Genomic DNA, 25,055 nt, shown 5'->3' on the forward strand with positions numbered 1-25,055 from the left:
TCTCCAGCATCCGCGAAGAGGAGCCCGACATCGACGTCGACTTCGACTCGGAGCGGCGCGAGGAGGTGATCCAGTACGTCTACCGGAAGTACGGACGTCTAACGCGGCCCAGGTCGCCAACGTCATCACCTACCGGCCCAAGTTCGCCGTGCGCGACATGGCCAAGGCCCTCGGATACAGCGCCGGGCAGCAGGACGGCTGGTCGAAGCAGGTCGAGCGGTGGGGGTCCGTCACCGAGAGCACCGACCACGACATCCCCGAGGACGTGGTCGCCCTGACCACCCGGGTGCTGGGCACGCCCCGGCACCTGGGCATCCACTCCGGCGGCATGGTGCTGACCGACCGGCCCGTGGGCGAGGTCTGCCCGATCGAGCCCGCCCGGATGGAGGACCGCACCGTCCTGCAGTGGGACAAGGACGACTGCGCCTGGATGGGCCTGGTCAAGTTCGACCTCCTCGGGCTCGGGATGCTCGCCGCCCTGCAGTACACGTTCGACCTCGTCGCCGAGCACGTCGGCGAGAAGTGGGACCTCTCCACCCTCCCCCGGGAGGAGAAGGGCGTCTACGACCAGCTCTGCCGCGCCGATTCGATCGGGGTGTTCCAGGTCGAGAGCCGGGCGCAGATGGGCACCCTCCCCCGGCTGCAGCCGCGCCGCTTCTACGATCTGGTGATCGAGGTCGCGCTCATCCGCCCCGGCCCCATCCAGGGCGGTGCGGTCCACCCCTACATCCGCCGCAAGCTCGGCGAGGAGCCGGTGACGTACCAGCACCCCCTCCTCGTGACGCCGCTCAAGCGCACCCTCGGCGTGCCGCTCTTCCAGGAGCAGCTCATGCAGGTGGCCGTGGCCGTCGGCGACTGCAACGCGGAGGACGCCGACCTGCTGCGCCGGGCGATGGGGTCCAAGCGCGGGACCGAGAAGATCGAGACCCTCCGCGAGCGGCTCTACCAGGGGATGGCCCGCAACGGCATCACGGGCGAGGTCGCGGACGACATCTACCTCCGGATCCAAGCCTTCGCGAACTTCGGCTTCGCCGAGAGCCATGCGATCAGCTTCGCCCTGCTGGTCTACGCGAGCGCCTGGCTCCGCCTGCACTACCCCGCCGCGTTCACCGCCGCGCTGCTGAGGGCGCAGCCCATGGGCTTCTACGCCCCGCACACCCTGGTCGCCGATGCCCGGCGTCACGGAGTGGAGGTCGTCTCGCCCGACGTCAACCGCTCCCTGGCGCCTCCCGGGCTCGAGGCGAAGGAGGACGCCCCCGCACGCCGGAGGGGCGGCGCCGCCTACGGGAGCGACGACTGCCTCCGCGCCGATCAGCCGCCCACGGGACTGTTCGACCGCACCGAGCACTTCCACACGGACGACCACAGGCGCGACAGCGGCTTCCTGATCCGGCTCGGGCTGGCAGGGGTGAAGGGCATCGGCACCGCGCTCGCCGAGCACATCGTCGCCGAGCGCGAACGCGGCGGACCCTACGCGAGCATGGCCGACCTCTCGCGTCGGGTCGGCACGACCGCGGCTCAGCTGGAGGCCCTCGGCGCCGCGGGCGCCTTCGACTCGCTCGGTCTGCAGCGTCGGCAGGCGCTCTGGGAGGCCGGCACCGCCGCAGGCGACCGCGAGGAGTTCCTCGCCGGCTCCACGGTCGTCGTGCAGCCCCCGCTCCTGCCGATGCTCTCCCCTCAGGAGCGCGTGGTCTTCGACTTCTGGGCCACCGGCATCTCGCCCGACGACCATCCGCTGCGCCACCTCCGCGAGGGACTCGCTCGCCGCGGCGCCCGCTCCTCGGCCGATCTCCCCGCCATCCCCTCGGGGACCCGGATCGAGGTCGGCGGGGTCGTGATCCACCGCCAACGTCCCTCCACAGCCGGTGGAGTGACCTTCCTCAACCTCGAGGACGAGCACGGGATCCTCAACGTGATCTGCTCCGTCGGAGTATGGAACCGCTACCGCCGCGTGGCCCGCGAGGCACCCGCCCTGCTGGTCAGGGGGATCCTCGAGCGCTCCGACGAGGGGGTGACGAACCTCCTCGCCGACAGGTTCGAGACCCTCACGGTCGGCGCTCGCACCACCTCCCGCAACTTCCGATGACCCCTCAGCGGCACCGCCCGCTCGCCCCACGAGAAAGCGACACCATGACCACTCTCGACCACGCCGCTCCCGCTCCGCACCTCGATGCGCCGCTCCTGAACGACCGCGAGCTGCGCGAGCGCGTCTCCTCGCTGATCGGACCGGCCTACCGCCGGGCCCTGTGGCCGATCTTCCTCGACCGCGACGGCGTGCAGCTGCCGATCCTCTACCCGGTGGACGGGCTCCCCGTGCACCCCGACGAGGAGAAGACCGAGCGGATCGTCGCCACCCTCGCCAAGGCCGTGGCGCACCAGGACGTGGGCTCGCTCGCCTTCGCCCTGGAACGTCCCGGGCGCGCCTTCCTCGGCGAGACCGACCGGGTCCTCGCCCGTCACCTGGCGGCGGCGTGCCACAAGCGGGCCATCCCGCTCCGCGCGCTCCTGCTCGTCCACGACGAGGGAGTGCGGGTCGTGACCGCGACGGAGTACGCCGCGGTCACGCTCTGAGCGCTCGGGCCCGAGGCGGCCGTTCAGGACAGCGGCGGCCGGCCACCTGAACAGCCGGCCGCCACGGAGCTCAGGCGCTCAGCGTCACCAGCAGTGAGGAACCGCCGAGATCCACCTCGGTGTCCCCGGGCTGCACCGCGTACTCCCCGACGCCGAGCAGCGTCTCCGCCACCTCCGGCAGGGCGATGCGGGCGGCGGACTCGCCGACGTTGATCGCCACGGTCACCCGACCGCGGCCGAGAGTCAGCCAGCGGGCCTCCTCGTCGAAATCCACGCGAAGCGACCCGAAGCGCGGGTCCGTCAGCTCGGGGTAGCGGCGGCGGATCGCCGCCAGCTCGCGGTACACCTCGAGGGTGCGGGCGTGACGCCCCTCCCCGACCTCGGACCAGTCGAGCCGCGAGCGCAGGAACGTCTCCGGGTCCTGCGGATCGGGCACGACCTCCGGGTCCCAGCCCATCTTCGCGAACTCCTCGATGCGGCCCTTCGCCGTCGCCTCGCCCAGATCCTTCTCCGGGTGCGAGGTGAAGAACTGCCACGGGGTCGACGCCGCCCACTCCTCCCCCATGAACAGCATGGGAGTGAAAGGGCCCAGCAGCGTCAGAGCCGCGGCGATCGCGAGGCGCCCCTCGTCGAGGGTCGCCGTCAGACGGTCGCCGACCGCCCGGTTGCCGATCTGGTCGTGGTTCTGGCTGCAGACCACCAGGCGCCAGGTCGGCATGTGCTCGGTGTCCACCGGACGGCCGTGGTGGCGGCCGCGGAACGTCGAGAGGGTGCCGTCGTGGAAGAAGCCCCGCGTCAGCACCTTCGCGAGGGCGCCGAGCGGCGCGAAGTCCTCGTAGTAGCCCGTGGTCTCCCCGGTCAGCGCGACGTGGACCGCGTGGTGGAAGTCGTCGCTCCACTGCGCGTCGAGCCCGTAGCCGTGCGCCTCCCGCGGAGTGATCAGCGTCGGGTCGTTGAGGTCGGACTCGGCGATCAGCGTCAGAGGGCGCCCGACGTGGGCCGACAGCACGGCCACCTCGCTCGCCATCTCCTCGAGCACGTGCACGGCCCGCTCGTCCGAGAGGGCGTGCACCGCGTCCAGGCGCAGGGCGTCGACGTGGTAGTCGCGCAGCCACATCAGAGCGTTGTCGATGATGTACCCGCGAACGGTGTCCGAACCCTCGCCGTCCAGGTTGATCGAGCTGCCCCAGGTGTTGGCCTTCTCGTTCTTGAGGTACGGGCCGAACTCCGGCAGGTAGTTGCCGCTCGGGCCGAGGTGGTTGTAGACGACGTCCTGGACCACGCCGAGGCCGGCACGGTGGGCGGCGTCCACGAAGCGCTGGTACGCCTCGGGTCCGCCGTACGGCTCGTGCACGGCGTACCAGAGGACGCCGTCGTAGCCCCAGTTGTGCGTTCCGTTCACCGCGTTGACCGGCAGCAGCTCGATGAAGTCCACGCCGATCGAGCGCAGGTGCTCGAAGCGCTCCGCCGCCGCGTCCAGGGTGCCCTCGGGTGTGAACGTGCCGAGGTGCAGCTCGTAGATGACGGCGCCGGCGAGCTCGCGCCCGGTCCAGGCGGAGTCGCCCCACTCGTGCGCCGAGGGGTCGAACGTGCGCGAGAGCTCGTGCACGCCCTTCGGCTGGCGGCGCGAGCGGGGATCCGGCAGCGGACCACTGCCGTCCACCCGGTACCCGTAGTCGACCTCGCCGGTGGCCGGGGCCGACGCGGGCGCCCGCCACCATCCGTCGTCTCCGTGGCGGGTCATCGTCAGCGACGAGTCGTCGCCGAGAAGGAGCTCGACCGTCGAGGCCTCGGGGGCCCAGACGTCGAACCGCTCGGGCCCGGTCGTCGGGAGTGCGTAGCGGTAGGGAGTCGTGCTGATCACTGCTGTCTCCAGGAGGGGTCGGATCGGTCTGCGGTGCGGTGGCGAAACCGGTCAGGAGACCGGGGCGAGCAGTGCCACGGGGTAGTCGGCGAGGATCTCGGCGACCGGAGTCACTCCTCCCGCGAAGGTGCGGCCGGTGAGGACGTCCTCCATCGGGTGCCCGGGCAGGACCACGACCGTGCCGTTCCACCCGCCCGAAGCGGCGAGGCCCTCGGGGAGCCGGGTCGCGACGGTCAGCGCGCCGCCGCGGTCGAAGGCGATCGCGTGCTCGGCGGCGGGCCCGATCGCGGGGACGGCGGCATAGCGGGTGAACAGCTCGGGGCGGTCGCGGCGGAGCCGGAGGGCGCGCGAGGTGACGAGGAGCTTCGCGGCTCCCTCGGCGTCGATCGCGGGCTTCCAGCCGCCGTCGATCCGCTCCAGCAGCGCTCGACGCTGCCCGAAGTCGACCTCGCGGCGGTTGTCCGGGTCGACGAGGGAGGTCTCCCAGAGCTCGCTGCCCTGGTAAACGTCCGGGATGCCCGGGGCGGTGATCTGCACGAGCTTCGCGGCGAGGCCGTTCGACCAGCCGGCAACCGACACCCGCTCGACGGTCTGCTCGACCAGCCGGCGGACGGCGGGCTCGTCGAACGCCGCGTCGATCGCCGCGTGCATCCGCTTCTCGAACTGCTCGTCAGGAGCGGTCCAGTGCGTCGAGTCGTCGGCCTCGCGCGACGCCTTCTCGGCGTAGGCGTGCAGGCGCTCACGGCTCGCGGGCCAGGTCCCCACGACGGCCTCCCAGAGCAGGTGCTCGATCGGGCCGTCGCCGAAGCCGACGAGGGCGTGGAGCTCGCGGAGCGTCGCCGCCCACGCCTCCGGGTCCTCGGCCAGTGCGGTGATGCGGGCACGGGTGTCCTCGCCGCGCTTCGTGTCGTGGGTCGAGAGCGTGGTGAGCGAGGCGGGGAACGAGGCCTGGCGCACGGCCTGGCGGCGGTGGAACTCGACCAGGTCGATCGCGAACTCGTCCGGGTCCGCTCCGACCTCGTTCAGCGAGGTGAGGCGGCTGAAGCGGTAGAACGCCGTGTCCTCGACGCCCTTCGCCATCACCATGCCGGAGGTCTGCTGGAAGCGCACGGACACCGGAGTGCCGGTCTCGCCGAGCGCCGCGGCGACCTCGTCGATGGTCGCGCGGATCTCGGGACGGCGGCGCACGGCGTCGACGCGGGCGTGCTCGAGGTGCTCCGCTCCGTAGGGGAGGTAGCTGCGGTAGACCGGGTAGGTCGCCAGGAGCTCCGCCAGCGCGTCGTCCGCTCCCTCGATGCCGGGGATCAGGCGGGCCAGCCGCAGGACCTCGGAGCGGAGGATGCCGTCGGCGATCCCGCGCTTGGTGTCGTGGATGAGGTCGGCCCACTGCAGCGGGGCGCCCTTTCCCGTGAGCTCGGCGTCGAGGCCCTCCAGCACGGGGCGGGCGTCGGGGTCGACCAGGATGCGGTCGACGTCGGCCAGGGCGTCGTAGCCCGTGGTGCCGACGGTCGCCCAGTGCGGCGGGAGCTCCTCGTCGCCCTCGAGGATCTTCTCGACCCAGACCGGGGCGCCGCCGATCGCGCGGGCCAGGTCGTCGAGGTATCCGCCCGGGTCGGCCAGGCCGTCCGGGTGGTCGACGCGAAGGCCGTCAGCGAGCCCCTCGGTGAACCAGCGGACGATCTCGGCGTGCGAGGCGTCGAACACCTCGGGCCGCTCGACCGTGATGGCGGCGAGGGTGTTCACCGCGAAGAAGCGGCGGTAGTTCAGCTCGGCGTCGGCGCGGCGCCAGTTCACGAGCTCGTAGCTCTGGCGCTCGTGCACCGTGCGGCCGGAGTCGCCGGGCTCGGCGGTGCCGGGCGCGATCGGCAGGCGGTTCTCGTAGTAGTGCAGCTCGTCGCCGACGACCTCGAGCGCGTCGAGCTCGCTGTCGCTGTCTCCCTCGCTCGCACCGTCGCCGAGGATCGGCACGCGCAGCTTCCCGCCCCCCGCCTCCCAGTCGATGTCGAAGGCGGTGGCGTAGCGGGAGGACTTCCCGTTCCTCAGCAGGTCCCACCACCACGAGTTCTCGCTCGGGGTCGCGACGCCCATGTGGTTGGGGACGATGTCGATGAGGACGCCGAGGCCCTCCGCCCGCGCCGCGGCCGAGGCGTTCGCCAGGCCGGCCGCGCCACCGCGGTCGGGATCGACCTCGGTGTGGTCCACCACGTCGTAGCCGTGGTCCGAGCCGGGCTCGGCCTTCAGCAGCGGCGAGAAGTACAGCCAGTCCGCTCCGAGCGCGCGCACGTAGTCGGCGACGCGGGCGGCGTCGTCGAGGTCGAACGCCGACCGGATCTGGAGGCGGTAGGTGGAGGCGGGCAGACGCACGTCAGGCTCCTGTCGAGGGTGCGGTCGCGGAGTCGGTCGACTCGGCGTGGGGGCTGGTGGGTCCGGTCGAGGAGACGATCGGGATGGCCGAGGTGGCGGCCAGGGACGCGAGCGAGGCGGCGACCGAGTGGTCGACCTCGGGCTCGGGGGTGCTGTGCTCCTGGAGGATGACGAGCGACTTCGCCTGGACGGTGAGCATCGCCCCCGCCGGACGCGGGATCGAGTCCGCCTCGGCACCGGCGGTGTCGACGAGGACGCTCCACTCGAGCGCGTACTCGTCGCTCGGGATCGCGAACTCGACGTCGACGTCGTCGGCGTTGAAGTACAGGAGGAAGCTGTCGTCGGTGACGGGGCGCCCGCGCTGGTCGCGCTCGCGGATCCCGTTGCCGTTGAGGTAGATGCCCACCGATCGGCCGAGACCGGAGTCCCAGTCGGACGGGGACATCTCGGTGCCGGCGGCGGTGAACCAGACGATGTCGGGCAGGGGCTCGCCGTCGCCGCGCAGGACGGGGCGGCCGTCGAAGAAGCGCATGCGTCGGAAGGTCGGGTGCTCGGCGCGCAGGCGGATGAGCGCCGCGGTGAACTCGAGCAGCGGCCGGTCGGCGTGCGCCCAGTCGATCCAGGTCAGCTCGCTGTCCTGGGCGTAGGTGTTGTTGTTGCCGTTCTGGGTCCGGCCCAGCTCGTCGCCGTGGAGGATCATCGGGACGCCCTGGGAGATCAGCATCGTCGCGAGGAAGTTCCGCTGCTGGCGTGCCCGGAGCGCGAGCACCCGCGGGTCGTCCGTGGGCCCCTCCACGCCGTGGTTCCAGGAGCGGTTGTGCGACTCCCCGTCGTTGCCGTCCTCGCCGTTGGCGTCGTTGTGCTTCTCGTTGTACGAGACCAGGTCCCGGAGGGTGAAGCCGTCGTGCGCCGTGACGAAGTTGATCGAGGCGACCGGGTAGCGGCCCGAGTGCGCGTAGAGGTCGGCCGAGCCGGTGAGGCGCGAGGCGAACTCCCCCAGCGTCGACGGCTCGCCGCGCCAGAAGTCGCGGACCGTGTCGCGGTACTTGCCGTTCCACTCCGTCCACTGGGGCGGGAAGTTTCCCACCTGGTAGCCGCCGGGCCCGACGTCCCACGGCTCGGCGATCAGCTTCACCTGCGAGACCACCGGGTCCTGCTGGACGAGCTCGAAGAAGGTGGAGAGCCGGTCGACGTCGTAGAACTCGCGTGCCAGCGCCGAGGCGAGGTCGAAGCGGAAGCCGTCGACGCGCATCTCCGTCACCCAGTAGCGCAGCGAGTCCATGATCAGCTGGAGCGAGTGCGGGTGTCGCACGTTCAGGGTGTTCCCCGTGCCGGTGTAGTCCATGTAGTAGCGCTTGTCGTCGTCGACGAGGCGGTAGTAGGCCTCGTTGTCGATGCCGCGGAACGACAGGGTGGGGCCGAGGTGGTTGCCCTCCGCCGTGTGGTTGTAGACCACGTCGAGGATGACCTCGATGCCGGCCGCGTGGAGCGCCTTCACCATGCTCTTGAACTCCTGGACCTGCTGGCCCTGGTCGCCCGTGGAGGAGTAGGTGTTCTGCGGAGCGAAGAAGCCGATCGTGTTGTAGCCCCAGTAGTTCGAGAGGCCCTTGTCCATCAGGGTGGAGTCGTTCACGAACTGGTGCACGGGCATGAGCTCGATCGCCGAGACGCCCAGGTGCTTGAGGTGGTCGATCACCGCGGGGTGGGCGACTCCGGCGTAGGTGCCGCGGAGCTCCTCCGGCACGTCGGGGTGCGTCTTGGTGAGCCCCTTCACGTGCGCCTCGTAGATCACGGTGCTGTCGTAGGAGGTGCGCGGGCGGCGGTCACCGGCCCAGTCGAAGAAGGGGTTGATGACGACGCCCATCATCATGTGCGGCGCCGAGTCCTCGTCGTTCGTCGAGTCCGGGTCGCCGAAGGTGTACGAGAAGAGGGACTGGTCCCAGTCGATCTCCCCCGAGATCGCCTTCGCGTAGGGGTCCAGCAGCAGCTTGTTCGGGTTGCAGCGGTGGCCGGCATCGGGGTCGTACGGTCCGTGGATGCGGAAGCCGTAGCGCTGGCCCGGCTGGACCTGCGGGAGGTAGCAGTGCCAGACGTAGGCGTCCGACTCCTGGATCTCGACGCGCGTCTCGGTGCCGTCCTCCTCGAAGAGGCACAGCTCGACGCGCTCGGCGATCTCGCTGAACAGGGCGAAGTTCGTGCCGCTTCCGTCGAACGTCGCGCCCAACGGGTAGGCGGTTCCGGGCCAGGTCTCCACGAGACTCCTCAGGGGATTGTTCTCGGGCAGTCCGGGAGACGCCGATGTGCGGTCTGCGGATGCCCGACGTCGGGGGTGATGGTCCGTCACTTCCGCGACGGACCGACTGCTCAGCTTAGCGAGCGTGTCTCGAGCATTCCCCTGACGGTCAGCGCTCATCGCGCGGTCCTCCTCCGGTGGTCACGACCGGCGGCCGGAACCGCCGTCCGGTTCGTCCTGCGGGCGCGTGAGCGGGCAGGTCGTTCCGGTGGGTCACGCTCGAACAGTACGGTCGCGCCCGGTCCGCCGGGGAGGGCTGGCGCCGCGCCGGGTGCATCGGCTAGAACGCGCCGGAGGGACTGTCCGGCGCACGCGGAGGGGCCGGCCGGGCTGGGCAGGAGCAGCGATCGGCTCCGTCGTCGAGAGCGCGGCGCCACGTACCGGGGCGCCTCACCGCGATCAGTGCGAGCCGAGCCTGCGCCGCAGGAGATCGATCCGCGCCTGCAGCTGGGTCACGCTCGCCTGCGCCACCGCGGGTCCGCCGCAGAGCCGGCGCAGCTCGGTGTGCACCTGGCCGTGCGACTCGCCCGTCCCCCGTGCCCACAGGCCGACCAGGGAGTTGAGCAGGCTGCGCTGCTCCTTGAGCGTGCGGTAGAGCGGTGCCGGGATCTCGCTCACCGGCTCGGCCGGGGCCGCCGCCCCCGCGCGGCTGCCGGCGCGCTTGGCCTGCCGCTGCTGCCGGTGCTGGAGGAGCTCCCGCACCTGGTCGGGCTCGAGGAGCCCCGGCAGGCCGATGAAGTCGAGCTCCTCCTCGCTCTCGACCTCGACCTCCATCCCGAACTCGGCGCCCTCGTAGACGACGCGGTCGAAGGTGGCGGCCGAGCCGATCGACTCGAAGCGGCCCTCCTCCAGGAGATCCGAGGACGCCTTGTCGCTGCGCTCGGCGTCGGCCATCAGGTCGGCCTCGGGGTACTCCTCGTCGTCGGAGGTCCTGCGGTCGAGGGCGTGATCGCGCTGCAGCTCCATCGAGCCCGCCAGCGCGAGCAGGCCGGGCACGTTCGGGAGGAACACCGAGGCGGTCTCGCCGCGGCGCCGCGCGCGCACGAAGCGGCCGATCGCCTGGGCGAAGAACAGAGGAGTCGACGCCGATGTCGCGTAGACGCCGACGGCGAGCCTCGGCACGTCGACGCCCTCGGAGACCATGCGGACCGCGACCATCCAGCGACTGGTGTCCTTCGCGAACTCCTCGATCCGGTCGCTCGCCTCCTTCTCGTCGGAGAGCACGACGGTGACGGTCTCGCCGCTGATCTCGCGGAGCATCGCGGCGTAGGCGCGCGCGGTGTAGTGGTCGGTCGCGATGACCAGGCCGCCGGCGTCGGGCACGGCGCGCCGCACCTCGGTGAGGCGGGTGTTGGCGGCGCGGAGGACCGAGGGGATCCAGTCGCCCTTCGGGTCCAGCGCGGTCCGCCAGGCCTGCGAGGTGATGTCCTTGGTGTTGCCCTCGCCGAGCCGCGCCTCCATCTCGTCGCCGGCCTTCGACTTCCAGCGCATCTGCCCGGCGTAGACCATGAACAGCACCGGCCGGACGACGCCGTCCGCGAGCGCGCGGCCGTAGCCGTAGGCGTAGTCGGTGAGCGAGGTGCGGATGCCCTCCTCGTCCGGCAGGTAGCTGACGAACGGGATCGCCGCCGTGTCCGAGCGGAACGGCGTCCCGGTCAGCGAGAGCCGGCGGACCGCGGGCTCGAAGGCCTCGCGCACCGCGTCGCCCCAGCTGAGGGCGTCGCCGGCGTGGTGCACCTCGTCGAGGATGACGAGGGTGCGGCCGGACAGGGTGAGCTCGCGGTGGAGCTCGGCGCGGACGGCGACCTGCGCGTAGGTGACGGCGACGCCGTGGTAGTGGCGGGCGTGGCGGCCCATGCGGTTGGTGAAGGTCGGGTCCAGGCGGATGCCGACGCGGTGCGCGGCCTCGGCCCACTGGCGCTTGAGGTGCTCCGTCGGAGCGACCACGGTGATCCGGTCGACCGTGCGGTTGTGCAGCAGCTCGGCGGCCAGCCGCAGCGCGAAGGTGGTCTTGCCCGCGCCCGGGGTCGCGGCGGCCAGGAAGTCGCGCGGCTCGTGCTGGAAGTAGGCCTCGAGCGCCTCCGCCTGCCAGGCGCGGAGCTTGTTCGCGGTACCCCACGGTGCCCTGCCCGGGAAGGACGGGGACAGGTGCTCAGCGGCGGAGGTGCCGACCTGATGACCGAAGCTCGAGGGACTGTTCACGTGGACCGAATCTAGCCGACGCCTCCGACAGCGGCTCGGTCTCCGCGGCCCGCCGGGAGGCGCACGGCGTGTCGCGCCGTGCCACCGGCGGCCGGGTGCGGAGCATGATGGAGGGATGGTCGAGCAGCGTCATCCGTGGTCCCGCTACGTCGCCCTGGGCGACTCCTTCACCGAGGGGATCGGCGATCCCGAGCCCGGCAGCCCCGGCGGGCACCGCGGCTGGGCGGACCGCGTGGCGGAGGTCCTGGGCAGCCAGAACGAGGACTTCGCCTACGCCAACCTGGCGGTGCGCGGCCGCCTCCTGCAGCAGATCGTCGACGAGCAGGTCGAGCCCGCCCTGGAGCTGCGCCCCGACCTCATCACCATCTCCGCGGGCGGGAACGACGTCATCCGCCCGGGGACCGACCCCGACGACATCGCGTCCCGCTTCGAGTCGGGCCTCGCCCGGCTCCGCTCCGACGGGGCGACCGTCGTCCTCTTCACCGGAGTGGATGTGGGCTTCTCCCCCGTGTTCGGGCGGATCCGCGGGAAGGTCGCGATCTACAACGAGAACCTGCGGGCGCTGGCCAAGCGGTACGACTGCATCGTCGCCGACCAGTGGTCCCTCCAGGAGATCCAGGACGTGCGGATGTGGGCGCCGGACCGCCTGCACCTCAACCCGCACGGCCACCACGAGGTCGCGCGCATGGTTCTCGAGTCGCTGAACGTCGAGAACGACCTGCGCCCCCTGGCCCCGGAGCCGCTGCACGCCCGCACCTGGCGTGCCGCCCGCACGGAGGACATCCAGTGGGCGCGGGAGTACCTCGTGCCGTGGGTGCTGCGCCGAGTCCGCCACCAGTCCTCCGGCGACTTCATCACCGCCAAGCGGCCCTCCGCCGAGCGCTGGAGCAGCGATCCCGCGGCCTCGGAGCCGGGCTCGGTCGTGCCGGGCAACGCGACGCCGGAGGAGGTCGCCGAGGACATCGCGACCGCCGGCGTGCGGATCATCGACGACCGGGCCGCGGATCCCCTGGCCTGATCCGCTCCCGGGAGGCGGCGGCTCGCCCCGCGCTCAGCCGAACAGCTCGGCCGGGTGGCCGAGGCGCCAGGCGAAGCCCGGGTCCTCGATCGACCCGTCGGCGACGAGGGGAAGCTCGTACGGGGTGCCGTTGACGTCGACGGTCGCGGTCCCCACGCGCTCGCCGTCGGCGACGGTCTCGAGCGGATCGAGGGCGACCGTGGTCGTCGTCGAGACCGCACCCCACACCAGCACGGACCGCGCCTCCGCGGTCTCGGCCGTCGCCGTCTCCCCCCAGGCGCTCGTGAGGGTGCCGTAGTCCTGGCCCTCGACGGTCAGCGGGACGGTCCGGAAGCCCGCCTCGACGGTCGGGACGAGGGTCAGCACGTCCGCGGCGAGCTGCGGGTGCGTGCGCGCGCCCACCACCACGCCGACCAGGGTGACCGGCCGGCCCTCGACGGTCGCGTCGAGCGAGAACAGCAGGCACGAGCCCGCCTCGTCGGTCGTCCCCGTCTTGATACCGTCCACTCCCGAGCGGCCGAGGAGCGAGTTGGTGTTGTCGACCTCGCCGACCCCCGGGATGACCGCGGTCGGCGTCGCGACGATCGGAGCGAGCACCGGGTCCGCGATCAGCAGCTCGCCCAGGCGCACCATCTCGGCCGTCGTGCTGACCGTCGCCGGCGAGAGCCCGCTGGTGTCGGCGAGGGAGGTCCGCTCGAGCCCCTGCCCGTCGAGCCAGCCGCGCGCCGCGGCGAGGAAAGCGTCCTCCGAGCCGTACGCCCAGATCGCGAGGGACTTCGCGTAGTTGTTCGCGGACGGGAGCATCATGGCGGTCAGCGCCTCCCGCTCGGTCAGCTGCAGACCCGCGGTGACCGGAGCGTTCGAGCCGTTCTCGGCCAGGGTGTCGTTGTAGTACTGCACGTCCGCGCTCGTGAAGGTGATGGTCTCCCCGTCCGTCCCCTCTGCGATCGGCTTCGCCGCGAGGACGACGAGAGCGGTGACGACCTTGGCGATGCTCCCCGTGGGCACGGTTCCGGTGGAGCCGTAGCGGGCGAGCAGCCCGTCCTCCTCCGTCCCGTCGATGCCCACGGCCGCCACGGCGCCGGAGCCGTAGGCAGGCCAGGCCGGAGCGGGTGCGTCGACGGTGCTCGAGACGGGGTCCACCGCGACGGCGCTCGCCGTCGGCAGCTCCGCGGTCGCCGCGTTGGTCGCGTAGGCACCGCCTCCACCGACCAGCACGGTCGCAGCGACGAGACCGGCGACGACCGCCCCGCGCCGTCGACGCGGTCGCGGCTCCGGCGCGGCGGGCTCCCCGAACAGGTCGAGGGCGTCGTCGGATCGGGTCGGGGAGGTCACCCCGTCATCGTACGGGCGGGCCTCTCCCCCGTCCCGGACGCCGCCCCGTCGTCGGGCGCGGCGGGTGACGCGCGATACCGACCCCGATCCCGCGTCGCGAGCGTCAGCGGCAGGTCACCGCGGGGCCGCCGAGCGCCGGAGCCGGGCGGTCAGCGCCCGCGGGTCAGCGCCCACAGTGCGACGGCGCTCGCCGAGGCCACGTTGAGCGAGTCGACGCCGTGCAGCATCGGGATGGTGACGACGGTGTCCGAGGCGTCCAGCGCCGCGCGGCTGAGCCCGTCCCCCTCGGCGCCCAGGACGATCGCGACGCGCTCGGGGCGAGCCGCCGCGTACTCGTCGAGCGGCACCGCGTCCGGAGCGAGCGCCAGCGCGGCGACCGAGAACCCGGCCTCCTCCAGAGCGCGGCGAGCCGGTGCCCACTCGGGGGTGCGCGTCCACGGCACCTGCAGGACCGTGCCCATGCTCACCCGGACGCTGCGCCGGTACAGGGGGTCCGCGCACCGCGGCGTCACGAGCACCGCGTCCGCGCCCATGCCGGCCGCGGCGCGGAAGACGGCGCCGACGTTGGTGTGGTCGACCAGGTCCTCCAGGATCACGACGAGGCGCGCGCCCTCCAGCAGCTCGGCCATCGGCCGCAGCGGCGGACGGTGCATCGAGGCGAGCGCTCCGCGGTGGAGGTGGAACCCGGTCAGCTCCTCGATCAGCGGATCCGGCGCCACGAAGACCGGCACCTCGGGATGACGCTCGAGCACCCCGGCCGCGTCCGGCAGCCGCTTCTCCTGCACCAGGACCGAGCGGGGACGGTGCCCGGCGTCGAGCGCCCGCTCGATCACCTTGGCCGACTCGGCGATGTACAGACCGCCCTCCGGCTCCAGCACCCGCCGCAGCGCCACGTCGGTGAGGCGGTGGTAGTCGGCGAGGAGCGGGTGGTCGAGGTCGGTGATGTGCACGATCGGCATCCCGGCAATCTAGGGCACGGCGCGGACTAAACTCGTCCAGGGGCCGCTCGAACGGCCCTCGAAGGAGGCGCGGATGGAGTCGAGTCCGACACCGGTCGCCGAGGGCCCCGAGGCGCTCGCGGTCGAGCAGGCCGTCGAACTCCTCAGCGGGCGCCGCATCGCCGCCGTCACCGGCGCGGGCATGAGCACCGACTCGGGCATCCCCGACTACCGCGGAGCCGGGGCACCGGTGCGCAGCCCGATGACCTACTCCCAGTTCGTCGCCGATCCCGACTACCGCCGCCGGTACTGGGCCGGCAGCCAGCTCGGCTGGCGCCGCTTCACCAGCACGCTCCCCAACGACGGCCACCGGGCCCTGGCCCGGCTCGAGGAGCGCGGCCTGCTCACGGGCGTCGTCACGCAGAACGTCGACGGCCTGCACGTCCGGGCCGGTTCGCGCCGCGTGGTGGATCTGCACGGCTCGGCGGACCGTGTGCGCTGCATGACCTGCGGCCAGTACTTCGCCCGCGACGCGGTGGCCGAGCGGATCGAGGCGCTCAACCCCTGGCTCGACGACCCCGACGTCTCCTCCCTCAACCCCGACGGCGACGCCGAGGTCCACGACGTCTCGGCGATGACCGTCCCCGAGTGCACGGTCTGCGGCGGGATCCTGAAGCCGGACATCGTCTTCTTCGGCGAGTTCATCCCGACCGAGCGGTTCGAGGAGGCGCGCGCCATCGTCGCGGGCGCCGACGCCCTGCTCGTCGCCGGCTCGTCGCTCGTGGTCAACTCCGGCATCCGCTTCCTCGAGATCGCCCGACGCGCCCGGATGCCGATCGTGATCGTCAACCGCGGCACCACCAAGGGCGACTCGCGGGCAAGCATCAAGATCGACGGCGGCACCAGCGAGGTGCTCCGCGAGCTCGCCGAGCGCCTGCCCGCGCGCCGCAAAGCCGCCCTCTGAGCTCCCGCCCGCTCCGCACCCGACCTCCCGAGAGGCCCCTGTGACCCAGCTCACCCTCGTCCGCCACGGCCAGACCGACTGGAACGCCGCCCGGCGCATCCAGGGCAGGAGCGACATCCCGCTCAACGCGACCGGGCGCGCCCAGGCGCGGGCGGCGGCGCGGCTGCTCGCCGACCGGCGCTTCGACGCGGTGGTCGCCAGTCCGCTGCAGCGCGCCTTCGACACCGGAGCGATCATCGCGCGCGGTCTCGGCCTCGACGAGCCGCTGGCGGTGCCGGGCCTGGCCGAGCGCGCCTACGGCGAGGCGGAGGGGATGACCGGTCCCGAGCTCGCCGAGCGCTTCCCCGGAGGCATCGAGCGCGCGCCGATCCCCGGCTGCGAGACCCGCGCCGAGGTCGTCGAGCGGGCGACCGCCGCGCTGCTCGAGGTGGCCGAGCGCTTCCCCGACGCGTCCGTCGTCGTCGCCACGCACGGTGCGGTCATCGGCAGCCTGATCCGCGCGCTCAGCAGCGAGGACCTCCCCGTGCACGGCGTCTCGGTCGGCAACGGCTCCCGGCACGACTTCGCGATCGTCGACGGGGCTCTGCGCATCGTCGGTGTCGACGACTCCGGCGACGTGGTCGTGGCGGACGTCGACCTCGACGACGTGCTCAGCCCGGCTCCGGGAGCCTGACGGCCCGCCTCCCGGAGTCGGTCGATCGCCGGCCCGCGTCAGCGCCGGCCGAGGTCCTGCAGGAGCCCGAAGAGCACTCGGGCGGAGTCGCGCCAGGAGAAGGCCGCGGCCCGCTCCCTCGCCCGGGCCGAGTGCGTCCGCCACACGGCGCCGTCCTCGAGCGATCGCACGCCGTCCGCGATGCCCTTCGCGCTCGACGGGTCGACGTACACGGCGGCGTCCTGGGCGATCTCGCGGAAGATCGGGATGTCGCTCACCACGACCGGCGTCCCGAGCGCCATCGCCTCGACCAGCGGGATCCCGAAGCCCTCGTCCCTGCTCGCCGTCACGAGAGCGGTCGCCCGCGCGAGCACCGCGCGGTACTCCGCGTCCGGCGCCCCCTGGTGGAACACCAGCTTCGCGGTCGGCGCCAGGGCCCGGAGCGTCTCGACGGTATCGTCGCTCGCCCGGCTCATCAGGTGCAGCTCGTAGTCGGGCAGCAGCCGCATCGCGCGAGCGAGCGTCTCGACGTTCTTGTAGGGCATGAACGAGCCCATGTAGACGAGCGAGCGCGCGGCCGACCGGTCGGGCAGCGATCCCGCCAGAGCGGCGCTCGCCTCGTCGGGCTCGGTCGCCGCGTTCGGGACGACGACCACCGGCCGGGTGGTGAGGCGGTGGAAGCGGATCAGGTCGCGGGTCGTCTCCGAGACGGTGACGACCGCGTCGGCGCGCTGGAGGAGCCTCCGCTGCGGCCACCAGGCGAGGTGGTAGAGCCGCCAGAGCGCGCGCACGGGAGCGGCCAGGTCGCGCGGCGGGGTGCGGTGGCGGTAGTAGATGAGGTCGTGCACGGTCAGGACGAGCCGGTAGCGGCGGCCGAGCGAGCCCATGGTCTGCATCGGCGAGAAGACCACGTCGGGCCGCAGCCGGTTCACCAGCAGCGCGACGAACGGCTCGAACGGGCTGGTCGGCCCGGTCACGCGCTCCCACGGGAGCGACGGGAGCATCGCGAGCTGGCGGCGGTCGCTGATCAGCATGGTCACGTCGTGCAGCTTCGCGAGCTCGCGGACGAGCTCCGCGGTGTAGCGGCTGATCCCGTCGTGCCGCTCGAGCCGGGTGTACCGGCAGTCGACGACGATCCTCATCGGTCGATCCCCTCCTCGAGGGCCGTCCGCAGCACGGCGGCGGCCTCGTCCGGCGTCTCGTAGTGGATCAGGTGGCCGACTCCGTCGATGACGTGCAGGCGGGCGTGCGGCAGCCTCTCGAGCAGGCGGTACTGCGCCGGGAGCGGAGTGATGTCGTCCTGCGCCGCGGCGATCAGCTGCGTCGGCACCCGGATCCGGGAGGCGTACTCGCCGACGTCGTGCGAGACGGAGGCGCGGAACGCCTCGAGGACCGTGTCGCGGGAGGCGAAGGCGCTGAAGTAGCGGTCGTGCTGGTCGTGCACGAAGCGTCGCAGCGCCGGCTCCTTCGTCTTCACCATCGCCAGGCTCATCACCCGCACGATCAGCGGGTCGCTGAGCAGGCGGCGTCCGAGGGGCCCCGGCAGGAGCGCGCCGAGCCGGTAGTAGAGGACGGCGAGCCTGGTCAGGACGCCGCGGGGACCCTGCAGGGCGGGCGCGCCGATCGGGTTGACCAGCACCAGGAGCGGAGCGGGCAGCCCGTCCGCGACGGCCGCGGCCGCGACGATCGAGCCGAAGGAGTGGCCGAGGACGGCCGCCTCACCGCGGAGCCCCAGCGCGTCGAGGAAGGAGCCGAGCCAGGAGGCGTAGCCGTCCACGTCGTGCGGCAGGCGCGTCATGGGGGTCGAGGCGCCGAAGCCGGGCAGGTCGGGAGCGACGACCCGCACGTCCGCTCCCCCGGCGAGCAGACGGGCGACGACGGGCTCGAGGCCGTGGTGCTCGCCGCGGAACCCGTGCACCAGCACGAGGACGCTCGAGGCGTCCGGAGCGCCGTAGGTCCAGTAGGCGGTGCGGGATCCGGCGACGTCCACCGCGGCCTCGCGGACGGGGACACGGCCGAGATCGGAGGCGTAGGGGGAGGGAGTGGTCATCGCGTTCCTTATCGTAGGGAAAGCCCGTCGAAGATCTGGCCGCAACGCCTTGCGTGGCCTCGATCCGAGCCGGGAGCATGATCACGCGCTCGCAACACGGCGCACCGCCCACCCGTCTCGCGAGACGGTCATCCGCTCAGGCAGCAGCAGAAGGAGCACCGTGAGCTTCACGTCGCCGATCCAACTCCCCGGACTCGCCCTCGACCCCCAGTGGTACCGCCGGGCGGTGTTCTACGAGGTGATGATCCGGTCGTACTACGACTCCAACGGCGACGGCGCCGGCGACATCAACGGGCTCGCCTCCAAGCTCGACTACCTGCAGTGGCTCAGGATCGACGCCCTCTGGCTCCCGCCGTTCTACATGTCGCCTCTGCGCGACGGCGGCTACGACGTCTCCGACTTCAAGGCGATCCTCCCCGAGTTCGGCACGATGGAGGACTTCCGCGACCTCGTCCGGAAGGCCCACGAGCGCAACATGCGCATCGTGATGGACTTCCCGCTCAACCACACCAGCGACCAGCACGAGTGGTTCCAGCAGTCCCGGTCCGACCCCGAGGGCCCCTACGGCGACTTCTACGTCTGGAACGACACCGACGACAAGTGGCCGGACATCCGCATCATCTTCGTCGACACCGAGGACTCGAACTGGGCCTTCGACGCCGAGCGCCGCCAGTTCTACTTCCACCGCTTCTTCTCGCACCAGCCGGACCTCAACTTCGAGAACCCCGCCGTGCACGAGGCGATCCACGACGTGGTCAAGTTCTGGCTCGACCTCGGCGTCGACGGCATCCGGCTCGACGCGATCCCCTACCTCTACGAGTCCGACGAGGGCAACGGAGAGGGCGAGCCGCCCACCCACGAGTTCATCAAGAACCTCCGCACCATGGTCGACCGCGACTACCCCGGCCGCATCCTGATCGCCGAGGCGAACCAGTGGCCGCGGGAGGTCGCCGCGTTCTTCGGCACGGAGGAGGAGCCCGAGTGCCACATGGCGTTCGACTTCCCGGTCATGCCGCGCATCTTCTACTCCCTCCGCGCGCAGACGGCGAACGAGCTGAAGAAGGTGCTCTCCGAGACGTTCGACATCCCCAGCGGCGCCGCCTGGGGCGTGTTCCTCCGCAACCACGACGAGCTCACGCTCGAGATGGTGTCCGAGGAGTACCGCCAGGCCATGTACGGCTGGTACGCCTACGACCCGCGGATGCGCTCGAACATCGGCATCCGCCGCAGGCTCGCGCCGCTGCTGGACAACTCGCGTGCCGAGCTCGAGCTGATCAACGCCCTGCTCTTCTCCCTCGCCGGCAGCCCGTTCCTGTACTACGGCGACGAGATCGGCATGGGCGACAACATCTGGCTCAACGACCGCGACGCGTCGCGCACGCCGATGCAGTGGACGCCCGACCGCAACGCCGGCTTCTCGGCCGCCGACCCCGGCAAGCTCGTGCAGCCGATCGTCCAGTCGCTCGTCTACCACTACAACCAGGTCAACGTGGAGGCGCAGCTGGCGCAGTCCCGCTCCCTGCTGCACTGGATGCGGAACGTCCTGCACGTGCGCCGCGGCCACCCGGCGTTCGGCCTGGGGTCGATGCGCGTCCTCGAGACGGACCACGAGTCGGTGCTCGCCTTCGTGCGGGACTACGCCGGCTCGGGCTCCGAGATGGGCGACCAGCCCGAGGAGGTGCTCTGCGTCTTCAGCTTCAACCACAACCCGGTCTCGGTCACGATCACGGACCCGGAGAACCCCGGATCGACGCTCAGCGACCTGTTCGGCGGCGGCCGCTTCCCCGGATTCTCGGACGACGGCACGCTGACGATGACACTCGGCACGCAGGGCTTCTTCTGGCTCCACGTCGCCAAGGCGCACGAGGCCCGCTGACCCGGCAGCACGCCGAGGGGCCTCCGGCCGATGTCGGAGGCCCCCTTTAGGCTGTCGGCGTGAGCACCACCGGAACGACCGAGACGCAGACCGAGCCGATGCTGTTTGACGACGCCGAGCGGGCGCTCGTCCCCTCCGAGGGGGCGCGGTGGTTCGACCTGCTGGCCGTGTTCGACCTCGAGACCACCGGCATCGACGTCCGCACGAGCCGCATCGTCACCGCGCACGTCGGCGTGATCGACGCGGCGGGCGAGCCGATCGAGGGCACGACCTGGCTCGCCGATCCCGGGGTCGAGATCCCGGCGGGCGCCTCCGCCGTCCACGGGATCAGCACCGGGCACGCCCGCGCGCACGGCCGCCCCGCCGGCGAGGTCGTGGCCGAGATCTCCGAGGCGCTGCGCTCGCTCCTCGCCCGCGGCATCCCGGTCGTCGTCTACAACGCCCCCTACGACCTCTCGCTCCTCGCCCACGAGGCGCGCCGCTGGGGCGTGCCCGTGCTGCTCGACCCGAGCCCCGTCGTCGATCCGCTCGTGATCGACAAGGCGGTGGACCGCTACCGCAAGGGCAAGCGCACCCTGACCCTCGCCGCCGAGCACTACGGCGTCGCCCTCACCGAGGCGCACGACGCGGGCGCGGACGCGATCGCGGCGGGTCGGGTCGCCCAGGCGCTGGGCCGCGCCTTCGCCGACGAGCTCGGAGTCGGCGCGGAGGCCCTGCACGCGCTCCAGGTCGACTGGTGCCGCACCCAGGCCGAGTCCTTCCAGGAGTACATGCGCCGCGTCCGCGACGAGTCCTTCGTCGCCGACGGGGGCTGGCCGGTCCGCCACTGACCCCTCAAGTCAGCGTGCGCCCCTCGCGCAGGAGCGCCACGTACTCCGCGATCCGCCGCTCCCGCGTCGCCGCCCGCTTCAGCTGCGAGAGGCGGAAGAGGAACGCGAAGCGCCTCTGCCCGCCGACGGTCGCGAAGAAGGCCAGCGCCTGCGGATCCGCGTCGAGCGCCCGCTGGAAGTCGTCCGGCACCTCCGCATCGCGCTGCCGGTAGGCCGCGTCCCAGCGCCCGTCGGCACGTGCCCGCTCGACCTCGGCCAGCCCGCCCGGCAGCATCCGACCCTCCGCCAGCAGCCGTGCGACATGATCGCGGTTGACCTTGGACCACGGGCTCGCGCGACGCCGCGGGGTGAAGGCCTGGAGCTTGAACTGCTCGTCGAAGGCTCCCGCCTGACCGTCGATCCAGCCGTGGCAGAGCGCGATGTCGAGCGCCTCGGCGTAGGTGATCCCCGGATCGACGGCGGCCTTCTTCCGCAGCTTCAGCCGGACTCCGTCCGGGTCGGGCTCGCCGCGGAGGTAGGCGTCCCACTCTTCAGGAGTCGTGAACGGCAGGATCGGCTTGTCGGCGAAGGACACCATGCCGGGACGCTACCGCGCCGGCTCCCCGACGGCCACGGCCCGCCCGTCGGCGCAAGCCCTCGCTCCGCGGACCGCGGCGCTGTGGGATCGGGTGAGCACGTGTTCCCCCTCCCCCTCTCGCAAGGAGAAGTCATGCCCACCATCCGCACGGTCACCGTCCTCGGCAGCGGAGTGCTCGGCTCCCAGATCGCCTTCCAGTCGGCCTTCCACGGCTTCGCCGTCACCGTCTACGACCTCTCCGACGACGTCCTCGAGTCGGCGCGCGAGCGGCTCCGCGGTCTCGCGGGCGTCTACGAGTCGGTGCCCGGCGGCGTCGCCGGCGGACCGCAGGAGGCGCTCGACTCCCTCCGCCTCACCTCCGACCTCGCGGAGGCGGTCGCCGACGCCGACCTCGTGATCGAGGCCGTCCCCGAGGACCTGGGCCTGAAGCAGGAGCTGTACGGCCGCCTGGGTGCGCTCGCTCCCGAGCGCACGGTCTTCGCGACCAACTCGTCCACGCTGCTCCCCAGCGACCTGAAGGCCTCGACCGGCCGACCCGACCGGTTCCTCGCGCTGCACTACGCCAACCACGTCTGGGCGCAGAACACGGCCGAGATCATGGGAACGGCGGACACGGACCCCGCCGTGGTCGACGCCGTCGTGGAGTTCGCCGTTTCCAGCGGCCTCGAGCCCATCAGGCTGCAGAAGGAGAAGGCCGGCTACGTCCTGAACTCGCTGCTGGTGCCGCTCCTCAACGCCGCGTCGGGTCTGCTCATGGGCGGCTACGCCGACCACGAGACCATCGACAAGACCTGGAGGATCGGCACCGGCGCCCCTCTCGGACCCTTCCAGATCTTCGACGTCGTCGGTCTGCGGACCGCCTACAGCATCGCCGCCGCGGCCCCGGACGAGGCCTCCCAGGCGTTCGCCGCCCACCTGAAGACGGAGTACCTCGATCGCGGCCGCCTCGGAACGGCCACCGGAGAGGGCTTCTACCGCTACTGAGGACCGCGACGCGGGAACGACGAAGGGCCCCCGACCGTGCGGTCGAGGGCCCTTCGAGGAGTGCTACTTGCCGAAGTTCTTGTAGCGGCTGTTGAACTTCTCGACGCGGCCGGCCGAGTCCATGATGCGCTGCTTGCCCGTGTAGAACGGGTGCGAGGCGGAGGAGATCTCGACATCGATGACGGGGTAGGTCACGCCGTCGAGCTCGATCGTCTTGCTGCTCTTCGCGGTCGAGCGGGTGAGGAAGGTCTCACCGGACGCGAGGTCGCGGAAGACGATCGCGGAGTACTCGGGGTGGATGTCGGTCTTCATGGTCGTGTCCTGTCGTCGATGGTCCTGAACCGCACCTGTCGTCGACGGGAACGGGTGGATGAGGGCGGGCGCACCGCGAACGGGCCCGAACCAGCTACCGAGAATACCAGACCGGCAGCGCGCTCAGAAGTCGCGGCGCGTCCGGACCCCGGAGCCGGGGTCAGCCGCGGGCGCGGGCCGAGAAGCGCCCGTTCTCGCGGGTGAGAGCGATGTCGAGCCCGAAGGTCTCGGCGAGCGTCGCCTCGGTCAGGGACTCGGCCAGCGGGCCCGCCGCCACCACCGCTCCGTCGCGGAGGAGCAGGGCGTGGGTGAAGCCGTCGGGGATCTCCTCGACGTGGTGGGTCACCATCACGATCGCGGGCGACGCCGGGTCCTTCGCGAAGCCGCCCAGCAGCTGGACGAGCTCCTCGCGGGCGCCGAGGTCGAGGCTCGCGGCCGGCTCGTCGAGCAGGAGCAGCTCGGGGTCGGTCATGATCGCGCGGGCGATCTGGACGCGCTTCTGCTCGCCGTCCGAGAGCGTCCCGAAGGTGCGCTCGGCGAGGTGCTCGAGCTTCCACTCGGACAGCACGCGGCGGGCGCGGCGCTCGTCGATCGCGTCGTAGCCCTCGTTCCAGCGGCCGGTGACGGCGTAGGCGGCGGTCATCACGACGTCGAGCACGCTCTCACCCGCCGGGAGGCGGCGCGCCATCGCGGTCGAGGCGTAGCCGATGCGCGGGCGCAGCTCGAACACGTCGACCCGGCCGAGGGTCTCCTCGAGCAGGTGCGCGGCACCGGTCGAGGGGTAGTTCTGCGCGGCGGCGATCTGCAGGATCGAGGTCTTGCCCGCCCCGTTGGGGCCGAGGATCACCCAGCGCTCGTCCTCGGCCACGTCCCACGACACGTGGTCGAGGATCCGCTTGCCGTTCCGGACGAAGGACACATCGACGAACGAGACAACGCTGGGCATGGGAGCCATTCTAAAGGAGGCGGCCGGGAGGCTCAGACGAGCGAGTCGTAGATCGCCCGGGTGTCCCGCGCGATCTGCGTCCAGCTGAAGTGGCTCTGCGCGCGCTCGCGGCCCGCGGCGCCCATCCGCTTCGCCGTCTCCGGGTCGGCGACGACCTCGGCGAGGACGGCGGCCAGGTCGGCGACGTAGCGCTCCGGGTCCACGGGGGTACCGGTGCCGTCGGTGACCTGCTCGATCGGGACGAGACGGCCGGTCACGCCGTCGTCGACGACCTCCGGGATGCCGCCGGTCGCCGTCCCGACGACCGCCGCACCGCAGGCCATCGCCTCGAGGTTGACGATGCCGAGGGGCTCGTAGATCGAGGGGCAGACGAACGTGGTCGCGTTCGTCAGGACCGCGGAGAGCTGGTGGCGCGGCAGGTGCCGGTCGATCCAGACGACGCCGGTGCGCTCCTCCTGGAGGCTGCGGACGAGGGAGGTGACCTCGGCCATGATCTCGGGGGTGTCGGGGGCGCCCGCGCAGAGCACGAGCTGCACCTCGGGAGGCAGGGTCGCCGCGGCGCGGAGCAGGTAGGGCAGGCCCTTCTGCCGGGTGATGCGGCCGACGAAGACCACGGAGGGGCGCGAGGGGTCGATGCCCAGCTCGGCGAGGACGGCCTCGTCCTCGACCGGGTGCCAGGCGTCGAGGTCGATGCCGTTGTAGACCACGTGGACCTTCGCCGGGTCCAGGGCCGGGTAGGAGCGGAGGATGTCCTCGCGCATGCCGCCGGACACCGCGATCACGGCGTCGGCGTTCTCGTACGCCTCCCGCTCGATCCAGCTCGAGACGCGGTAGCCGCCGCCGAGCTGCTCGGCCTTCCACGGACGCAGCGGCTCGAGGCTGTGCGCCGAGACCACGTGCGGGATGCCGTGCAGGAGCTGGGCGAGACGCCCCGCGGCGTTGGCGTACCAGGTGTGGGAGTGGACCAGGTCGGCCCCCGCCGCGTCCTGCGCGATCTGCAGGTCGACCCCGAGGGTCTGCAGCGCGCCGTTCGCCTCGGCGAGCTCCGCGGGGACGGAGTACGCGAACGTGCCCTCCTCCTCGCGCGGCGCGCCGAAGCAGCGCACCACGACCTCCAGGTCGCTGCGCAGCGCCTTGGTGAGCTCGGCCACGTGGACACCGGCTCCCCCGTACACCTCGGGCGGGTATTCCTTGGTCAGCAGATCGACTCGCACCCCCGAACCGTAGTACAGGGCGCTCCCCCGGCGACAGCCGGGGTCCACGGGGAAGCCCGAGCCCC

At 72.0% G+C, this 25,055-nt stretch carries 20 protein-coding genes; 8 read left to right on the forward strand and 12 right to left on the reverse strand.

The annotated features are described in order from the left end of the window. Positions 1-148: 148 nt before the first annotated feature. Together C5C74_RS07620 and C5C74_RS07625 are read left to right on the forward strand one after the other, a co-directional pair. A complete protein-coding gene (locus tag C5C74_RS07620; protein ID WP_374953507.1) occupies positions 149-2,086 on the forward strand; it encodes a hypothetical protein in 1,938 nt (645 codons plus the stop codon). A 44-nt stretch (positions 2,087-2,130) separates the two neighbouring features. Then, the gene (locus C5C74_RS07625) at positions 2,131-2,571 is read left to right on the forward strand and encodes a hypothetical protein (protein WP_104221992.1); all 441 of its coding nucleotides are present in this window, start codon (positions 2,131-2,133) and stop codon (positions 2,569-2,571) included. Between the two features lie 70 nt (positions 2,572-2,641). On the opposite strand, the gene treZ is transcribed toward C5C74_RS07625, so the two are convergent. From treZ to C5C74_RS07645, 4 genes are all read right to left on the reverse strand, one after another. Continuing rightward, positions 2,642-4,435, reverse strand: a complete 1,794-nt coding sequence (gene treZ / locus C5C74_RS07630; protein ID WP_258064120.1) for a malto-oligosyltrehalose trehalohydrolase — start codon at positions 4,433-4,435, stop codon at positions 2,642-2,644. 51 nt (positions 4,436-4,486) lie between these two features. Continuing rightward, positions 4,487-6,799 carry a malto-oligosyltrehalose synthase gene (gene treY, locus C5C74_RS07635; protein WP_104225273.1) on the reverse strand — a complete coding sequence of 771 codons (2,313 nt, stop codon included), beginning with the start codon at positions 6,797-6,799 and terminating at the stop codon, positions 4,487-4,489. Position 6,800: 1 nt separating this feature from the next. Then, complete coding sequence (gene glgX / locus C5C74_RS07640; protein WP_104237465.1) at positions 6,801-9,053, reverse strand: glycogen debranching protein GlgX; 2,253 nt, start codon at positions 9,051-9,053, stop codon at positions 6,801-6,803. A 438-nt stretch (positions 9,054-9,491) separates the two neighbouring features. After that, entirely contained in the window at positions 9,492-11,294 is a 1,803-nt protein-coding gene (locus tag C5C74_RS07645) for a DEAD/DEAH box helicase (RefSeq protein ID WP_104246815.1), read from the reverse strand. A 115-nt stretch (positions 11,295-11,409) separates the two neighbouring features. Between C5C74_RS07645 and C5C74_RS07650 the strand changes: the two genes are divergently transcribed. Beyond that, positions 11,410-12,312, forward strand: a complete 903-nt coding sequence (locus C5C74_RS07650) for an SGNH/GDSL hydrolase family protein (protein ID WP_104351265.1) — start codon at positions 11,410-11,412, stop codon at positions 12,310-12,312. Positions 12,313-12,345: 33 nt separating this feature from the next. Here the strand turns inward: C5C74_RS07650 and C5C74_RS07655 are convergent, their stop codons facing one another. Both C5C74_RS07655 and C5C74_RS07660 read right to left on the reverse strand, forming a co-directional pair. Then, positions 12,346-13,647, reverse strand: coding sequence for a D-alanyl-D-alanine carboxypeptidase family protein (locus C5C74_RS07655; protein WP_104283659.1), 1,302 nt, complete (start codon positions 13,645-13,647; stop codon positions 12,346-12,348). Between the two features lie 149 nt (positions 13,648-13,796). Next, positions 13,797-14,606, reverse strand: a complete 810-nt coding sequence (locus C5C74_RS07660; RefSeq protein WP_104232619.1) for an RNA methyltransferase — start codon at positions 14,604-14,606, stop codon at positions 13,797-13,799. Between the two features lie 73 nt (positions 14,607-14,679). On the opposite strand from C5C74_RS07660, the gene C5C74_RS07665 reads away from it, so the two are divergent. Further along, positions 14,680-15,549: a Sir2 family NAD-dependent protein deacetylase gene (locus C5C74_RS07665; protein ID WP_104351266.1), complete on the forward strand. Its 870-nt coding sequence runs from the start codon at positions 14,680-14,682 to the stop codon at positions 15,547-15,549. Between the two features lie 40 nt (positions 15,550-15,589). Beyond that, positions 15,590-16,222, forward strand: coding sequence for a histidine phosphatase family protein (locus C5C74_RS07670; protein ID WP_104232621.1), 633 nt, complete (start codon positions 15,590-15,592; stop codon positions 16,220-16,222). 38 nt (positions 16,223-16,260) lie between these two features. Here C5C74_RS07670 and C5C74_RS07675 read toward each other — a convergent pair whose 3' ends face one another. Next, the gene (locus tag C5C74_RS07675) at positions 16,261-17,343 is read right to left on the reverse strand and encodes a glycosyltransferase family 1 protein (protein WP_104351267.1); all 1,083 of its coding nucleotides are present in this window, start codon (positions 17,341-17,343) and stop codon (positions 16,261-16,263) included. Then, on the reverse strand, positions 17,340-18,251 hold the full coding sequence (locus tag C5C74_RS07680; RefSeq protein ID WP_104351268.1) for an alpha/beta fold hydrolase: 912 nt from the start codon (positions 18,249-18,251) through the stop codon (positions 17,340-17,342). Before C5C74_RS07680 ends, C5C74_RS07675 begins: the two co-directional genes overlap by 4 nt. 160 nt (positions 18,252-18,411) lie before the next feature. Here C5C74_RS07680 and treS point away from each other — a divergent pair, with 160 nt between their 5' ends. Together treS and C5C74_RS07690 are read left to right on the forward strand one after the other, a co-directional pair. Continuing rightward, positions 18,412-20,127, forward strand: coding sequence for a maltose alpha-D-glucosyltransferase (treS, locus tag C5C74_RS07685; protein ID WP_104351269.1), 1,716 nt, complete (start codon positions 18,412-18,414; stop codon positions 20,125-20,127). A gap of 98 nt (positions 20,128-20,225) precedes the next feature. Continuing rightward, positions 20,226-20,957 (forward strand): 3'-5' exonuclease, encoded by a 732-nt coding sequence (locus C5C74_RS07690; RefSeq protein WP_104324357.1) that lies wholly within the window; start codon positions 20,226-20,228, stop codon positions 20,955-20,957. 4 nt (positions 20,958-20,961) lie between these two features. Here C5C74_RS07690 and C5C74_RS07695 read toward each other — a convergent pair whose 3' ends face one another. After that, positions 20,962-21,534 carry a YdeI family protein gene (locus tag C5C74_RS07695; RefSeq protein WP_104221968.1) on the reverse strand — a complete coding sequence of 191 codons (573 nt, stop codon included), beginning with the start codon at positions 21,532-21,534 and terminating at the stop codon, positions 20,962-20,964. Positions 21,535-21,666: 132 nt separating this feature from the next. Here C5C74_RS07695 and C5C74_RS07700 point away from each other — a divergent pair, with 132 nt between their 5' ends. Beyond that, on the forward strand, positions 21,667-22,518 hold the full coding sequence (locus C5C74_RS07700) for a 3-hydroxyacyl-CoA dehydrogenase (RefSeq protein ID WP_104324321.1): 852 nt from the start codon (positions 21,667-21,669) through the stop codon (positions 22,516-22,518). A gap of 63 nt (positions 22,519-22,581) precedes the next feature. On the opposite strand, the gene C5C74_RS07705 is transcribed toward C5C74_RS07700, so the two are convergent. The 3 genes from C5C74_RS07705 to glgA all read right to left on the reverse strand — a co-directional run bounded on the left by C5C74_RS07705 (position 22,582) and on the right by glgA (position 24,990). After that, positions 22,582-22,830, reverse strand: coding sequence for a type B 50S ribosomal protein L31 (locus tag C5C74_RS07705; RefSeq protein WP_068253003.1), 249 nt, complete (start codon positions 22,828-22,830; stop codon positions 22,582-22,584). A gap of 160 nt (positions 22,831-22,990) precedes the next feature. Next, the gene (locus tag C5C74_RS07710) at positions 22,991-23,776 is read right to left on the reverse strand and encodes an ABC transporter ATP-binding protein (RefSeq protein ID WP_104221964.1); all 786 of its coding nucleotides are present in this window, start codon (positions 23,774-23,776) and stop codon (positions 22,991-22,993) included. Positions 23,777-23,808: 32 nt separating this feature from the next. After that, the gene (glgA, locus tag C5C74_RS07715; protein WP_104221962.1) at positions 23,809-24,990 is read right to left on the reverse strand and encodes a glycogen synthase; all 1,182 of its coding nucleotides are present in this window, start codon (positions 24,988-24,990) and stop codon (positions 23,809-23,811) included. Between the last annotated feature and the right edge of the window lie 65 nt (positions 24,991-25,055).

Source organism: Rathayibacter sp. AY1E8 (genome assembly GCF_002931415.1).
In the GTDB taxonomy this organism is placed as follows: domain Bacteria; phylum Actinomycetota; class Actinomycetes; order Actinomycetales; family Microbacteriaceae; genus Rathayibacter.

Coding starts and splice junctions, on each gene's coding strand:
- C5C74_RS07625 (WP_104221992.1), top strand. CDS start 2,131: ATGACCACTCTCGACCACGCCGCTCCCGCTCCGCACCTCGATGCGCCG.
- C5C74_RS07650 (WP_104351265.1), top strand. CDS start 11,410: ATGGTCGAGCAGCGTCATCCGTGGTCCCGCTACGTCGCCCTGGGCGAC.
- C5C74_RS07660 (WP_104232619.1), bottom strand. CDS start 14,606: ATGCCGATCGTGCACATCACCGACCTCGACCACCCGCTCCTCGCCGAC.
- C5C74_RS07665 (WP_104351266.1), top strand. CDS start 14,680: ATGGAGTCGAGTCCGACACCGGTCGCCGAGGGCCCCGAGGCGCTCGCG.
- C5C74_RS07675 (WP_104351267.1), bottom strand. CDS start 17,343: ATGAGGATCGTCGTCGACTGCCGGTACACCCGGCTCGAGCGGCACGAC.
- C5C74_RS07680 (WP_104351268.1), bottom strand. CDS start 18,251: ATGACCACTCCCTCCCCCTACGCCTCCGATCTCGGCCGTGTCCCCGTC.
- C5C74_RS07690 (WP_104324357.1), top strand. CDS start 20,226: ATGCTGTTTGACGACGCCGAGCGGGCGCTCGTCCCCTCCGAGGGGGCG.
- C5C74_RS07695 (WP_104221968.1), bottom strand. CDS start 21,534: ATGGTGTCCTTCGCCGACAAGCCGATCCTGCCGTTCACGACTCCTGAA.
- C5C74_RS07700 (WP_104324321.1), top strand. CDS start 21,667: ATGCCCACCATCCGCACGGTCACCGTCCTCGGCAGCGGAGTGCTCGGC.
- C5C74_RS07705 (WP_068253003.1), bottom strand. CDS start 22,830: ATGAAGACCGACATCCACCCCGAGTACTCCGCGATCGTCTTCCGCGAC.
- C5C74_RS07710 (WP_104221964.1), bottom strand. CDS start 23,776: ATGCCCAGCGTTGTCTCGTTCGTCGATGTGTCCTTCGTCCGGAACGGC.